Below are 14,585 nucleotides of genomic sequence, written 5' to 3'. Positions count from 1 at the left end.
ATCTTGAATTGAAAAAAGATTGGGATGGATCTCGAAGGCCTAGCTTCAGCGACGACTCTTTCGCGCTTGACTGGACTTCTTAGCGCCCGATGACTTGGATGGCGCCCCTTTGGGACTGACCTTGCCATGCCGGGTACTGGGTTTGCCGCCTTCCGCTTGGCGGGCATTGAAAGGACGCGACTTGGATTTAGCACCCTCTGCGCCCCCCATTGAACCCCGCGTGTTGCCGTTGTCATTGCGACTGGCACCTTGTTTGCCAGGACCTTTGTCACGCATCTGACGAACACTGAATTCTTCAGCCGGATTCACCAAACGGAAGTCAATTTTTCGTCCGTCTAAATCGACGCGACTGACTTGAATTTGAACGCGGGTGCCAATGGCATAGCGAATACCGGTTCGCTCCCCCCGCAATTCTTGTCGTGCTTCGTCAAAACGGAAATACTCGCCGCCTAACTCGGTGATGTGCACCAAGCCTTCGACATACAAATTGTCCAAGGTCACAAAAATTCCGAAGCTGGTGGCCGAAGTGACCACGCCTGAATATTCTTCTCCCAAATGCTCGCGCATGTATTTGCATTTAAGCCAAGCCTCTACATCGCGGCTGGCTTCATCGGCGCGGCGCTCGTTGGCACTGCAATGCAGGCCTGCGGCTTCCCAAGCTTGTTGTTCGGCAGGCGACATTTTGATGCGCGGCGCGTCATCCATTTGTGCGCCAGCCTTGTTTTTCTGCAAACGCTTGGCGAGTTTGGCATGGGCCTCACCGGGCAATGGCAATGCTGGCAGCTGGTACTTCTTGTGCGCCAAGATGGCCTTGATGACACGGTGCACCAGCAAGTCGGGGTAGCGACGAATGGGGCTGGTGAAGTGCGTGTAAGCCTCATAGGCCAAGCCAAAGTGACCACTGTTGATGGGCGTGTAGATGGCTTGCTGCATGGAGCGCAGCAGCATGGTGTGAATTTGCTGGGCATCGGGCCGGTCTTTGGTGGCCTGTGCAATGTGCTGAAACTCGCTGGGTTTGGGCTCATCACTCACGGTGTAAGGCAAGCCCAAAGACTTCAAGTAATTGCGCAGCAAATCTTTCTTCTCGGGTGTTGGGCCTTCATGCACGCGAAACAAACCAGGGTGCTTGCTGGTTTGAATGAAATCGGCGCTGCACACGTTGGCTGCCAACATCGCCTCTTCAATCAGGCGGTGTGCTTCAGTGCGAACACGCGGGACGATTTTTTCGATGCGGCCGTTGTCGTCACAAATGATTTGTGTTTCGGTGGTTTCAAAATCGACTGCACCTCGAACAGCACGTGATGACAACAGCGCACGGTACACATCGTGCAAGTTGAGCAAATCATTGACACGTGCTTTTCGCTTGATGGCTTCGGGGCCACGTGTGTTGGCCAAAATAGCGGCCACTTCGGTGTAGGTAAAACGTGCGTGGCTGTACATCACAGCAGGATAAAACTGGTACGCGTGAATTTCGCCTTTGGCCGTGATCAACATGTCGCAGACCATGCACAAGCGCTCTACTTCGGGGTTCAGTGAACACAAACCATTGGAGAGTTTTTCCGGCAACATCGGAATGACACGGCGCGGAAAGTAAACGCTGGTTGCACGATCGTACGCGTCGATGTCGATGGCACTGCCTGTTTCAACATAATGGCTGACGTCGGCAATGGCCACCAGCAAGCGCCAGCCTTTGGCCTTGCCAATCTTGGCGGGTTCGCAATAAACCGCATCGTCAAAATCGCGAGCGTCTTCACCGTCAATGGTGACCAACGGAATGTCAGTAAGGTCGATGCGATCTTTGGAATCTTGAGGGCGAACCTTGTCGGGTAGCTCGCGGGCCAAATTCAAACAGGCGGCAGAGAACTCGTGCGGCACGCTGTACTTGCGAACGGCAATGTCGATTTCCATGCCTGGGTCATCAATCTCGCCCAGCACTTCTTTGACGCGTCCAACCGGTTGACCAAACAAAGCGGGTGGCTCCGTCAGTTCAACCACCACCACCTGCCCAGGTTTACCTGCGCCAATGCCTACTTTGGGAATCAGAATGTCTTGGCCATAGCGCTTGTCTTCAGGGGCCACAATCCAAATGCCGCCTTCATTGAGCAAGCGGCCGATGATGGGTTGAGCGGGACGCTCCAAAATTTCAACGACACGACCTTCAGGTCTGCCTTTTCGGTCTTGTCGGACGATGCGAACTTTGACACGGTCTTTGTGCAACACGGCACGCATTTCGTTGGGCGACAAGAAAATATCGCCATCACCATCGTCACGAATGAGAAAGCCATGTCCATCGCGGTGGCCTTGCACACTGCCTTCGATCTCATCGAGCAGTCCTGAGGGGTGGCTAATTTTTTTGATATACAATCCTTTTTTTCCTGAAAGCCCAGGTGGCGGAATTGGTAGACGCACTAGTTTCAGGTACTAGCGAGTAACTTCGTGGGGGTTCGAGTCCCTTCCTGGGCACCAAGTTTAAACAAAGCTGCACGTGATGCGGCTTTTTTTATGCGCATCATTTGCAAATTCACAGTCCAAGAGGCGTCACACATGCTTTTACAGGGCGATTGCAAATCAAATGGGCACCGCGATCAGGTCGTGGCCTTCAACGCCCACAATCCGTGCGCGCGTGAATTCACCCACCTTGTAGGTTTTGCTGATCTTTTCTGGCGGTAACAAACGTACCAAGCCGTCAATCTCGGGCGCATCCGCATAGGAGCGGCCAATGCCTCCCTTTTTGCCCATGGCCGAAGCAGAATCAACCAAGACTTGCATGGTGGCACCCACGCGTTGATGTAAACGCTGGATGGACACCTCTTCGGCCACAGCCATGAAGCGTGAACGGCGTTCTTCGCGCACGGCCTCCGGCAGCATGCCTGGTAAGTCATTGGCAGTGGCACCTTTGACAGGGCTGTACGCAAAACAACCGGCACGGTCAATTTGTGCTTCTCGCACAAAGTTGAGCAAGTGCTCAAACTCTTCTTCTGTTTCGCCAGGGAATCCTGCAATGAAGGTGCTGCGGATGACCAGTTGAGGACAAGTTTCGCGCCACTTTTGAATGCGCTCTAAATTCTTCTCGCCGCTGGCGGGACGCTTCATGCGCTTGAGCACATCGGGGTGGCTGTGCTGCAATGGCACATCCAAATACGGCAAGACCAAGCCGGTGGCCATGAGCGGCAAGATGTCGTCGACGCTGGGGTATGGGTACACATAGTGCAAGCGAACCCAAGCGCCATGCTTTTGCGCCATTTCACCCAGTGTCTGAACCAATTCCAACATGCGCGTTTTGATGGGACGACCCTCCCAAAAACCCATGCGATATTGGGTATCCACGCCATAGGCAGACGTGTCTTGGCTGATCACCAACAACTCTTTGACGCCGCCTTCAAACAAAGCTTGCGCTTCTTTCAAGACATCGCCAATGGGACGTGAGACGAGATCGCCACGCATCGAGGGAATGATGCAGAAGGTGCAGCGGTGATTACAGCCTTCACTGATTTTCAAATAAGCATAGTGACGGGGTGTGAGCTTGAGGCCCGCTTCGCCAAAGGCATTGGGCACCAAATCCAAGAAGGGATCGTGCGGCTTGGGCAAATGCGCGTGGACGGCATCCATCACCTCTTGGGTGGCGTGAGGTCCTGTGACTGCCAACACACTGGGGTGCATGGCGCGCACCATGTTGCCACCGCCTTCTGCTTCCTTGGCACCCAGGCAACCGGTCACAATGACTTTGCCATTGACGTTCAAGGCTTCTGAAATGGTGTCCAGACTTTCCTTCACGGCATCGTCAATGAAGCCGCAAGTGTTGACGATCACCAGATCGGCACCTTCGAAAGTTTTGGAAGTTTGATAACCCTCAGCACTGAGCTGCGTCAGGATCAGCTCTGAGTCCGTGAGCGCCTTGGGACAGCCTAGGCTGACAAAGCCTACTTTAGGGGCGGCCGACGAGGTGGTTTCAGTAGCGGCGCCTTGGCCGGTGCTTGCAATTTCGTTCATGGGGCTATTGTCCCAGTAAATCGATCGCCTAAGACGGCCCCGGGTTCACAGTTTCAGGTCTTCAGACCCAAAGCAGAGAAAAATTGAGCGGTTTGCTTTTGCATCTGTTCTTGCATTTGGCTCACGATGTTGGTCGACTGATGGCCCATTTTTGATTGCATTTGCATCAAAGACTGCAAATTGCTCTCTAAATAAGACCCCATGTAGCCTTGCATGGCGTGGCCATAAAAGCGAATGATGTTGGCCAGCACAGCCTCTGTGAACATGGGCGCACCGGCTGATTCCTCTTCCAAAATGATCTGCAACAGGATGCTGCGGGTCAGGTCATCCCCCGTTTTGGCATCTCTGACTGCGAAAGTTTGCCCGTCCATCACCAGGTGCTTGATTTCTGTCAGAGTGATGTAGCTAGAGGTTGTTGTGTCATAAAGCCGGCGATTGGGGTATTTTTTGATGACCCGTTGAGGCTTGCCTTCAGCAGAATCGGCGGCATTGCCAGCTTGGGCTGTCTTGGCCGACTTGGCCGACTTGGCAGCCTTGGCGGTCTTTTCGGTCTCGGGATTGCCACGGGTGGTGTCGGCGGCAGATTTGGCTGATTGACGGGCCATGATTTAGACTCTTCACAAAAGTAACGGTGCAATTTAAAGGGGTGCAACAATGAACCACAGTATGCTGCACCGCAACAGATTCTAAAGTTACCACCCTCCCGACTTCTACGAGGAGTTACCCTCAATCATGCTGAATGCCAATCACGCAGCGCTGTTTTTTACTGTGGCCATGCTGGCGGTCACCACCTATTTTCTGTTTGGGTCCATCCCCCTGCTCATTTTGAAGCACGACAACACCATGGACGCCAAGTTCATCAAGTCCTTCTACACCACCTATTTCAAGTTTGCGATTGTGGTGGCCACTGCAGCGACATTCAGTTACGCACTGGCCGCCAAACCCATGCTGACCCTAGAAGCCGCCATCATTGCAACCCTGACTTTGCTGCTCCGCTTCAAGTTCATTCCCAAAATGGAACAAATTGGCTCTGAAATACGCGACAACAGCAACCTGATGGCCATCCCTGAATTTAGAAAAATTCACAAAACCGCCATTTTGATCAACGCCACCCAACTCTTCACAGTCCTGGGTTCTCTCAGCTTAATTTAATTAATTGGGGTCAGATCATAATTAAAAGCATGCTGAACAGAGACTTGTAACCTTTCACCTCACAAAGCACACCATTGCAAAATATTCATCGTTGGCTCTTAGCCTTTACAGGACTCTTGATGAGTGCATGCACAACGCCAATGTCTATACAAAATTTGCAATACAAGCCTGTCGTTTTTGTTCACGGCAATGGAGATTCGGCAGCGCTTTGGCTAACCACTGTTTGGCGTTTTGAATCAAACGGTTGGCCTGCTAATTTGCTTCACACCATGGATGTCCCCTATCCCCTCGCACGGGACGCAGACGACAAACCGCAAGCTGGGCGCAGTTCCACCGCCGAACACATGCAAGTGCTCAAAGACAAGGTGGATGCTGTATTGGCACAAACAGGTGCCAAACAAGTCATCTTGATTGGCAATTCAAGAGGTGGTAACGCCATTCGCAACTACATTTGCAACGGCGGAGGTGCTCAGCGGGTTAGCCATGCCATCATTGGAGGTGGAACGCACCACGGGGTACAGGCGATTCCAGGCTTGAACGATGCCAGTGAGTTTTCAGGCGCTGGCCTTTTTCTCAAACAACTGAATGCGCCGAAAAACTCCCAAGGCGATGAGATTTGTGGTCCCACGCAATGGATGACCATTCGCTCGGACAACAACGATAAATATGCGCAGCCTGATGGTCTTTGGATTGGCATGAAGGGACGCGCCACGATGGTTGGTTTTGATGGACCCGAACTCAAAGGCGCCTTGAATGTGGTGATCCCCAAAATTGATCACCGCGAAACTTCGTTTTCGCCTGCGGCTTTTGAAGCCAGCTATCAATTCCTGACGGGACATGCCCCCATGCACAACATCACGACGCAATCGCAGATTGAACTGAATGGCAAAGTATTTGGCTTGGGCGTGAACCCTCTTCAAGCAGACAGCGGCAACTTTGTGAACAATTTGCCATTGCAAGGTGCCAAGTTAAGCATCTACGAAACGGACACCCACACAGGTCAACGAAGAGGTGCTGCAGTCCACCAATCAAGCATTTCCTCAGATGGCCATTGGGGCCCCTTCAAAGCCAACTCGCGCGCAGCCTACGAATTTGAATTGACTGCAGACGGCTATGCAACCACCCACATCTATCGCAGCCCCTTCGCAAGATCTAGCAATATCGTTCACATGCGCCCCGAGCGATTGGCGGCATCGGATCGCACGACGCAATCCTTGGTCATTTGGACTCGGCCCAGAGGCTACTTTGATGCCAACCGCGACGCAATGATGTTGGATGGAAAAACCGACATCCCTGGTGTCGCCAAAGGTATGAGTGCAGGCATTTCAAGCGTCAGAATCCGGATGGATGAATCGCCACAACGGTCTGTTGCAGCTGAATTCAACGGTGAACAACTGAAGGGTTTGACTTGGCCCGCTTCACAAGGTCACATCACCGTGTTAGAACTCACCTACTGATTGCGGCAAGGCCAATTCAAGAATATTTGAATTCGATGACATCAGCCCATTGTATTCTTCACAAATGAGAGCACCATGACTATACGAACTTTGTTTCTGTTAACCGCTTTCATGATGGGGCAATCTGCCATGGCCATTGAAGAACCCGCGTTCAAAGTCTCCCTGAAGGCCGACGCCTTTGAGGTCCGTCAGTATGCACCCACGCTGATTGCAGAAACCTTGGTCGAGGGCGACATGGACGAGGCGTCTAACAAAGGTTTTCGACGCATCGCAGACTATATTTTTGGCAACAATCGCGCTGCTCAGTCTGGCAGCAGCGCCAAGATTGCCATGACGGCTCCTGTGACGGTAGAGCCGCAATCTGAAAAGATTGCCATGACAGCGCCAGTCACGATGAGCGCAGCCACCAAGGACATGCGAGAAGCCAAACTTTGGCGTGTGCATTTTGTGATGCCTTCGCAATACACCCTGAGCAGCATCCCTCAACCGAACAATCCTGATGTGAAGCTCAAGGAAGTGCCCGGAAAGTTGATGGCTGTTCACAGTTACACCGGGTTCAATACGATGGCTAAAGTTCAAAGCAAAACCGATGAACTGCTCTCATGGTTGCAGCAAAAAAACTTCAAAGCCATTGGCGCCCCTCAACTCTCGCGCTACGACCCGCCCTGGACATTGCCCATGTTCAGGCGCAATGAAATCATGGTTGAGGTAGAAAAATAATTGGGGTCAGATCCACATTAATTTGGTCATTCAAAGGGGCTGAAGGCTAAGGGATGCTTCCTCATACTGGAGTACCAGAAATCGTTCAGCAACCCTTAGCCTTCAGCCCCTTTGAATGGAAATTAATGTGGATCTGACCCCAATTATTGTTTTAGGGCGACGCTAAATTCTCGCCACAAGAGGTACAGGCCGCTGAGTACGACGATGCCAGCACCCAGCACAACTGCGGCATCTGGAATTTGGCCAAAGACAAGCCAGCCACCTAAGCTCATGTAAATAATTTGCTGATACAAAAAGGGGCCGAGCACGGCAGCTGTCGCGTAGCGATGAGCCAATGCAGAGGCTGTGTGACCCAAGCCGCCCGTTAAACCCGCCAAAACCAAAACACACCAAACTTGCCATGAGTCGGGGGTCTGCCAGTACCCAATTGCAAACGGGGCCAGCACCACAGAAGGCACCATGGCCGAAGCCAGTTGCGTCGAAACGGGATGATCACTGCCAGCCAGTCGGCGGGTCATTAAATTGAAAGCGGCATAAAGCAAAGCATTCAAAATGCTCAACAAAATTGCCGGATGAAAGCCGTGACTTCCTGGTCGAATGATCACAAGCACGCCAACAAATCCCATGCAAATGGCCATCCACTTTTTGGCATCCAGCCGTTCATGCAGCCACAAAGCAGAAATGAGCGCAATCAAAATGGGCACTGAAAACTGCACAGCCCCAGTTTCGGCCAATTGCAAATACTGCAATGCAAAAAAGTTCAGCCCCGTCATGAGGGCCAACATCACCCCACGCAGCAATTGCAATCGCGGATTGTGAATTTTGAACAATGCCACACCCATCGATGGCATGAAGATGGCAGTGGTCAACAAGGTGTGAAACACAAACCTGAGCCACACCACTTGCAACACAGGCACCGTTTGCACCAACCACTTGGCACTGGTGTCGAGCACCGCAAACATCAAGGTGGTGGCGGTGACCAGCGCAATGCCGATTTGGCGATTTCGCGCTGTGTCACTTAAATGTTGATCTGACCCCAATGACGTCAATCCAGACTGAGGCCAATTTTGCGGGCCACAGCGCCCCACTTGGCAAAGTCTTTGTTGACTTTGACAACGGCCTCTTCTGGCGTGCTGCCAATCACAATTTGGTCGGTGGCTTTAAGGCGCTCAGCAGCTTCGGGCATGCGCAAAGCCTCTACAACCGCCATGCGAAATTTATTGACCACGTCATCAGGTACTTGACGGGGTGCCAACAAAATCAAACTGAAATCGGCCTCATAGCCTTTCACACCGGCTTCGGCAATGGTCGGCACGTCAGGTAGCGTAGGCGAACGACCATGCCCAGACACAGCCAAAGCCGTTAATTTCCCAGACTTCACATGCGGCAACACAGTTGGCCCCGCCAACAAACCACACGGCACCTGGCCTGCCAGCACATCCTGCATGGCGGGCGCTGGGCCCTTGTAGGGGATGTGCGTCATCTGCATGCCCGTCATGTTCAACAACAGCTCTGTCGACAAATGACCGGGCACACCCGCACCGCCAGAGGCGTAGCTCAAGGGAGTGGTTTTTGATTTGGCGATCAACTCATTCAAATTTTTCACGCCCAAGGATGGGTTGCACACCAAGGTTTGACTGAAAGAGGACAACACACTGATGGGCTTGAGATCGTCCAATTTGAAGGTCATCGACTTGTAGACATGCGGATTGACGGTTAGCAGCGTGTCGGTGGCAATGAGAAACGTATAGCCATCGGGCGCAGCACGGGCCACAGCAGCCGCGCCGATGTTGCCACCGGCACCGGGCTGGTTTTCAATGACGATGGGCTGCTTCAAAATGGCCTGAATTCGTTCAGACGCCGTGCGCATCACCAAGTCGCTAGGGCCACCCGGTGGATAAGGTGCAATCACTTTGATGGGTTTGGTGGGCCAACTTTGAGCCATGGCGGCACTGCCCACCAAAATGAAGGATGCAGCGCACATCCACTTTAAACAGGCAAATTGCAGAGGCTTCACAGTCATTTTCTCCATGTTCAGACCATGTTAGCCAACATGGCCGCCACAGCCTATCCCTATTAACGCTGATAACAGCCCTTCACAGGCAGGCATTTTCAAATACTGACTAAGATACGGCTCAATCTTTGAGACTTGGCCACCTATGAAATGCCCCTCCAAAAACAGCCCTAGGGATCGGGCATTTCCAATCCGAACCCCACTTCAACTCAGTGCGACTTATTTGGCGGTGTTGTGTTGGACTAGCGCCCCATTGAGCACCCTGGCGCAAGATGCCGCCATTGGCGGGCAAACGGAAACCACCAGCGGCGCTCAACCCAGCGTCGTTCAGCGCGTTGAAATTGTGGCGCGTCAAGGTTCCACCGAATTGAGGCGTGCCGCTAGTGTGGCCAAACAGATCTATGGCCGTGATGACTTGGACCGTTACGGTGACACCAACACCTTGGATTTTCTAAGACGCCTGCCCGGTGTTAACGTCGACACAGGCGGCCCTCGCATGCGAGGCTTGGGTGCTGGCTATACACAAATTTTGATCAACGGAGACCCCGCGCCTCAAGGCTTCAATTTGGACCAGCTGAGTCCCTCTCAAATTGAGCGCATTGAAGTCATCAAAGCCGCTACGGCAGATCAAAGCGCCCAAGCCATTGCCGGCACCATCAATGTCATCTTGAAAGAAACATCGCGTCGCTCCCTCAGCACGCTGCGAGTGGGCTTGGCTTCTGGTGGTGAAAGACCCTTGGGCAACCTCAATTATTCACTCAGTGAATCGACAGGGCCTTTCAACTTGTCCCTGCCTGTTTCCCTGTTTGAATGGGATCGACAAGTACGCAACACCATTGATCGCAAGATGGCAGGCTCGGATGGCCTGTCTTCCGTGTCGCAACAACTGGGCACCAGCAGATCAGATGGATGGGGCTACAACCTGGCACCGCGCTTGAACTACAAAATCAGCGACGAACAAACCTTGTCATTGGCGACTTTTTTCCAAAAAGGTTATTGGAATTACCGCACCGACTACGTCAATCGCGCTGTATCAGGTTTGCCTGTTTTTGACGATGACACACTGCAAGGCGGCTTCTGGGAAAACCGCCGCGGCAACATCACTTGGATTAACCGGTTCAGCGAAGACCAGCGCATCGAGATCAAAGCAGGTGTGCAGCAATTTCGCTCTGGTTTTGATTTTCGCAATCTGCGCGCAGGTGCCATGCAATTGCAAACCAGAGGCAACAACCTCGACGACGCCGTGACGCAAGCCGGCAAATACAGCCAACTGCTGGGCACTGCACACACCTTGACAGCCGGCTGGGACCTTGAAAACAGAAACAGACGAGAGCAACGCACCACCACCGATTCAATGGGTCAAGCCTTGTTGCCAAGCTTTGAAGGTCAGCCCTTCGAAGCGCAAATGCGCAGGCAGGCTTATTACATTCAAGATGAGTGGGATTTGTCGCCCCAATGGCAACTCTACATTGGATTGCGCAATGAACGCGTCGCTTCTGAAAGCACCAACGCATCGACCCCCGTTTCCAATGTCAGCAGTGTGCTGTCACCCCTTGCACACGTCACTTACAAGTTTGACCCCAAAAGCAGAGACATGGTGCGCGCCAGTTTGACGCGCAGTTACAAAGCACCGGGCCTCAATGCCTTGTTGGCTCGCCCAGTGATCAACGGCGCCTACACCAACACCAATCTCACCAATACTTACTTGGCACCAGACCGGCTGGGCAACCCTGCCCTTACTCCCGAACTGGCCACAGGTCTGGACATTGCCTACGAAAATTATTTGACCAACGATGGCATCTTCAGCGTGGGCCTGTTTCACCGCAATTTGAACAATGTCGTTAGGAATCTGACTGAGTTGCGCCAAGTCAGTTGGGCCAACGCACCGCGTTGGATTTCACAGCCCCAAAACTTTTCCGATGCGGTCACCAGCGGCGTTGAGTTTGAACTGCGTGGCCGTGCCGCAGATCTTTTGCCGCAATTTTTTAGCAACGTGAAAGCACTGAACATTCGGAGTTCCTTGAGCGTTTACAGATCTCGAATTGCTGCACTGCCAGGCCCAGACAATCGACTGGACGGTCAGCAACCTTGGTCGGCCAACCTTGGGTTTGATCAGCGCATCAGCGGCCTGCCGCTGAGCGTGGGCGGCAACTTGAGCCTGACACCCGGGTACGACACCCGACAGACTTCAGAGCTGCTGCTGAGGCGCACAATTTCTCGTGGCATTGATGTCTTTGCCATGATGCCTTTAAGTCCCACCATGTCCTTCAGGGCTGCCGCCAGCGCTGGTGTCCAGCAATTTGGACCACCCAATGGCAGCACCCTCAATTTGCTGAGCAACGGCGACTACACACGCAATGAGCGTTACGCGAAACCACAACTGAACCTTTCACTCGATATGCGCCTCTAATTTGGATGCTTGCATGCATTGGGTCAAACTGACAATTTGTGCACTGCTGCTTTTAGGAGGAGCCTTGAATGCGGCCACGCTTCAGGGCAAGGTGATTGGCGTTGCCGACGGCGACACCGTGACGCTGTTGGACGCGCAAAAGAATCAACACAAAATTAGACTGCAGGGCATAGACGCCCCTGAAAAAGCGCAGGCCTTTGGCAACAAGTCAAAACAATCCTTGCATGAGATGGTGCATGGCAAAGAAGTCATGGTCGATTTTCAGAAAAAAGACAAATACGGCCGAACCGTTGGCAAGGTTTTGATGAACAACACCGATGTTTGTTTGGAACAAATCAAACGCGGCATGGCTTGGCACTACAAACAATATGCCAATGAACAAGCCCCAGAAGACCGCGATATTTATGCACAGGCAGAATTGACAGCCCGCTCACAATCCCTTGGCTTGTGGAAAGACAAATCCCCCACCCCGCCTTGGTCGTTCAGGCAGCAGAACAAGTAAGTGCCCGGGCCTGGGCATGCCCATTGAATTGCCCAACACTAGGGTAATGCCGATTGAAATTTTGGCCAGTTGACTTAGTCTTAGATCCTCGTCAAACCTTACTTTGAAGTTCACCATGACTGTCCACGCACTTCACACATCCAGCTCGATCGATGCTGTTCAACAAGTCAAAGTCCACTTGGCCGCTGCACTGCGCATGGCTGTTTTGGATGGTTTTGAAGAAGGCATCGACAATCACTTCACTGCCTGCGTACCTGGCCGTACGGACCAATACTTTGTGTTGCCATTTGGTTTGCACTGGTCTGAAGCCAAAGCCAGCGACATGATGATTTTCAATGAGGCGGGTCAAACCCTGGAAGGCCAAGGCGTTGTTGAACTCTCGGCGCAAAGCATTCATGCCCCCTTGCACCGAATCACGGGCGCCAAAGTTGTTCTGCACACGCATCAACCTTGGGCCACGGCCCTCAACATGCTACAAGACAATCGCTTGCTACCCGCAACGCAAACTGCGGCCTTCTTTCACGGTCGAATTGCCTACGACGATACCTACACAGGTCTGGCCTCCTCGTTGGAAGAAGGTGAACGCCTAGCTCGCCTCATGGGTGACAAAACCGTGCTGTTCATGAAAAACCATGGTGTGGTCACTGTTGGTGATACTGTTGCACAGGCCTACCGCCGACTGTACAAACTTGAAAAAGCTTGCCAAACGCAAGTGTTGGCAATGAGCACGGGCAAAGCTTTGAACATCCTCAGTGACGATGTCATTCAACGCGTACTCACCCCGTCTGGCGCCGATCGCCATCCTCGCGGTGATCGTGAACGACTCTACTTCGAAGCCAACATGCGCATCCTAGATCGCACCAACCCCGGCTACGCTGACTGAGTCATTTAATTGGGGTCAGATCAACATTAATTCGAGTCATCAGGGGAAGCATTTGATGTCGTGAATTTTCATGTGTTCCAAGTCATCAAAAAGCTCAAGCTTGGAGCACCCTAAAGTTAGATTTAGTCATATCTAACCAAATATCTCAAGCGTTCCAAAAGTAAGAAAGTCAAATTCAAAGTTAGCTGGCGCAACTGAGAATGAAAGACGGACTTTAGAAACCCATTGAAACTCAAGCTTTCAACAAGCTAAGAGAACTTAAAGAGCCAAAACGAGTTCGCTCACTTCTTAAAAATCAAGATTACCAGCACCAGATAGTCCCTAAAGTTCACTTGAAGTACAACCCGATGGGTAACAAGAACCTGTCATAAATTCAAAGCAGATCCTGTGAAAATGAATTGACACTTTGGATTGACATGTGTCTCACTTGTGCGCTCTTGGATGCGCACTGCCTAGAATTTTGGGGGTTTTCTGCAGATGGCCACAGACACTATGCGATCGGTTGAATTGCAAACCGATGCGCAGTCAAAATTGCGACACATGTTGGCGCAAGCTCGCTGGGCTGAATTGAAAGCAATTTCACTCCAGCACCCCACAGAATTTCACTCTGCATTTGAACATATCGGTTTTACCCACAACTTAACCGAACAGGCACCACAAGCGTTGCTAATCTATGCCAATTTGAGTCTCAAAATTGGCGCGAATTCAATTGCTGGATGGTCGCTGTACTATGCAGCCCAAAAACTAGGAGGAGTTGAAAAGCTCCCTTTGCCGATGCAAAACGTCATGCTTCGGCATCATCCACTCTGGACTGAAGACGTGATGGGCGATCGCGTTATTTTGGCCAGGCCAAGAGAGAGACACCAGCAAGATCTGTTGGCTCTTTTTTCTGATCAAGACTTCACATCTCGCTTCAATGCATTTTTGCCGCCGCCAGAAATGGCCGCCAAGGAATTTATCAAACGAACGACTTCGCAGTTCGAAAATAACAAACAAATTCACTGGTTAATTCAGACGCGTCAAGGGCGTGCCGTTGGCTTGGTAACACTTTCCGGTTTTGACTACATCAACCGTCGCGCCGAAATCCAATTTGGATTCAACAACAGTCTGGCAGACGGTCGTGCACGCATGGAAGCATTTCAATTGGTGCTGTACTTGTCATTCAATGAACTCAAGCTCGCCAAATTGTGCAGCTTGGTTTACAGCACCAACCAGGCTGCTCAAAACATGACATTAAAGATGGGACTCACACAAGAAGGATGCTTGCGGAAGCACCTACTGCTGCCGGGACAGTCAAAGCCCATCGATATTTATGTGAATGCCATGTTGCTTGAGGATTTCAAAAACAGCCCAGTGGTCAAAAACCATTCACGTCTTGCTTTTAAAACATACGACCCCACCAAGCTCTTTGAGCAAAACCGGTCGGTTTCCATTTCACATTGACTAACTATTTAAAC

12 protein-coding genes and 1 tRNA gene are annotated in these 14,585 nt (G+C 51.8%); 8 read left to right on the top strand and 5 right to left on the bottom strand.

What is annotated here, in order from left to right:
• Positions 1–45 precede the first annotated feature (45 nt).
• Positions 46–2,364 (bottom strand): ribonuclease R, encoded by a 2,319-nt coding sequence (gene rnr / locus B9Z46_RS08085; protein WP_108255483.1) that lies wholly within the window; start codon positions 2,362–2,364, stop codon positions 46–48.
• 17 nt (positions 2,365–2,381) lie between these two features.
• Here rnr and B9Z46_RS08080 point away from each other — a divergent pair.
• Positions 2,382–2,466, top strand: a tRNA-Leu gene (locus tag B9Z46_RS08080).
• Positions 2,467–2,568: 102 nt separating this feature from the next.
• Here the strand turns inward: B9Z46_RS08080 and rimO are convergent.
• Positions 2,569–3,990 (bottom strand): 30S ribosomal protein S12 methylthiotransferase RimO, encoded by a 1,422-nt coding sequence (gene rimO, locus B9Z46_RS08075; RefSeq protein WP_108255481.1) that lies wholly within the window; start codon positions 3,988–3,990, stop codon positions 2,569–2,571.
• Between the two features lie 53 nt (positions 3,991–4,043).
• Positions 4,044–4,595: a polyhydroxyalkanoate synthesis repressor PhaR gene (gene phaR / locus B9Z46_RS08070; protein ID WP_108255479.1), complete on the bottom strand. Its 552-nt coding sequence runs from the start codon at positions 4,593–4,595 to the stop codon at positions 4,044–4,046.
• Between the two features lie 127 nt (positions 4,596–4,722).
• Between phaR and B9Z46_RS08065 the strand changes: the two genes are divergently transcribed.
• The 3 genes from B9Z46_RS08065 (at position 4,723) to B9Z46_RS08055 (ending at position 7,319) form a co-directional block, all read left to right on the top strand.
• Entirely contained in the window at positions 4,723–5,142 is a 420-nt protein-coding gene (locus tag B9Z46_RS08065; protein WP_108255477.1) for a hypothetical protein, read from the top strand.
• A 140-nt stretch (positions 5,143–5,282) separates the two neighbouring features.
• Complete coding sequence (locus B9Z46_RS08060; protein WP_233245948.1) at positions 5,283–6,599, top strand: twin-arginine translocation pathway signal; 1,317 nt, start codon at positions 5,283–5,285, stop codon at positions 6,597–6,599.
• A 75-nt stretch (positions 6,600–6,674) separates the two neighbouring features.
• Positions 6,675–7,319 (top strand): heme-binding protein, encoded by a 645-nt coding sequence (locus tag B9Z46_RS08055; RefSeq protein WP_233245947.1) that lies wholly within the window; start codon positions 6,675–6,677, stop codon positions 7,317–7,319.
• A 143-nt stretch (positions 7,320–7,462) separates the two neighbouring features.
• Here the strand turns inward: B9Z46_RS08055 and B9Z46_RS08050 are convergent, their stop codons facing one another.
• Positions 7,463–8,359: a DMT family transporter gene (locus B9Z46_RS08050; RefSeq protein WP_146179237.1), complete on the bottom strand. Its 897-nt coding sequence runs from the start codon at positions 8,357–8,359 to the stop codon at positions 7,463–7,465.
• A gap of 5 nt (positions 8,360–8,364) precedes the next feature.
• A complete protein-coding gene (locus tag B9Z46_RS08045) occupies positions 8,365–9,351 on the bottom strand; it encodes a tripartite tricarboxylate transporter substrate binding protein (RefSeq protein WP_233245946.1) in 987 nt (328 codons plus the stop codon).
• 235 nt (positions 9,352–9,586) lie between these two features.
• Here B9Z46_RS08045 and B9Z46_RS08040 point away from each other — a divergent pair, with 235 nt between their 5' ends.
• The 4 genes from B9Z46_RS08040 to B9Z46_RS08025 all read left to right on the top strand — a co-directional run bounded on the left by B9Z46_RS08040 (position 9,587) and on the right by B9Z46_RS08025 (position 14,571).
• Positions 9,587–11,743, top strand: coding sequence for a TonB-dependent siderophore receptor (locus B9Z46_RS08040; RefSeq protein ID WP_158268413.1), 2,157 nt, complete (start codon positions 9,587–9,589; stop codon positions 11,741–11,743).
• A 13-nt stretch (positions 11,744–11,756) separates the two neighbouring features.
• Complete coding sequence (locus B9Z46_RS08035; protein ID WP_108255838.1) at positions 11,757–12,245, top strand: thermonuclease family protein; 489 nt, start codon at positions 11,757–11,759, stop codon at positions 12,243–12,245.
• 115 nt (positions 12,246–12,360) lie between these two features.
• Positions 12,361–13,128, top strand: coding sequence for a class II aldolase/adducin family protein (locus B9Z46_RS08030; RefSeq protein ID WP_108255469.1), 768 nt, complete (start codon positions 12,361–12,363; stop codon positions 13,126–13,128).
• 492 nt (positions 13,129–13,620) lie between these two features.
• Positions 13,621–14,571: a GNAT family N-acetyltransferase gene (locus tag B9Z46_RS08025; protein WP_158268412.1), complete on the top strand. Its 951-nt coding sequence runs from the start codon at positions 13,621–13,623 to the stop codon at positions 14,569–14,571.
• The last annotated feature ends 14 nt before the right edge of the window (positions 14,572–14,585 follow it).

It is taken from the genome of Limnohabitans sp. Hippo4, assembly GCF_003063605.1.
In the GTDB taxonomy this organism is placed as follows: domain Bacteria; phylum Pseudomonadota; class Gammaproteobacteria; order Burkholderiales; family Burkholderiaceae_C; genus Limnohabitans_A.
This window is presented reverse-complemented; position numbering and strand designations above follow the sequence as displayed.

Coding starts and splice junctions, on each gene's coding strand:
- B9Z46_RS08035 (WP_108255838.1), top strand. CDS start 11,757: ATGCATTGGGTCAAACTGACAATTTGTGCACTGCTGCTTTTAGGAGGA.
- B9Z46_RS08025 (WP_158268412.1), top strand. CDS start 13,621: ATGCGATCGGTTGAATTGCAAACCGATGCGCAGTCAAAATTGCGACAC.
- B9Z46_RS08065 (WP_108255477.1), top strand. CDS start 4,723: ATGCTGAATGCCAATCACGCAGCGCTGTTTTTTACTGTGGCCATGCTG.
- phaR (WP_108255479.1), bottom strand. CDS start 4,595: ATGGCCCGTCAATCAGCCAAATCTGCCGCCGACACCACCCGTGGCAAT.
- rimO (WP_108255481.1), bottom strand. CDS start 3,990: ATGAACGAAATTGCAAGCACCGGCCAAGGCGCCGCTACTGAAACCACC.
- B9Z46_RS08060 (WP_233245948.1), top strand. CDS start 5,283: ATGTCTATACAAAATTTGCAATACAAGCCTGTCGTTTTTGTTCACGGC.
- B9Z46_RS08055 (WP_233245947.1), top strand. CDS start 6,675: ATGACTATACGAACTTTGTTTCTGTTAACCGCTTTCATGATGGGGCAA.
- B9Z46_RS08045 (WP_233245946.1), bottom strand. CDS start 9,351: ATGGAGAAAATGACTGTGAAGCCTCTGCAATTTGCCTGTTTAAAGTGG.
- B9Z46_RS08030 (WP_108255469.1), top strand. CDS start 12,361: ATGACTGTCCACGCACTTCACACATCCAGCTCGATCGATGCTGTTCAA.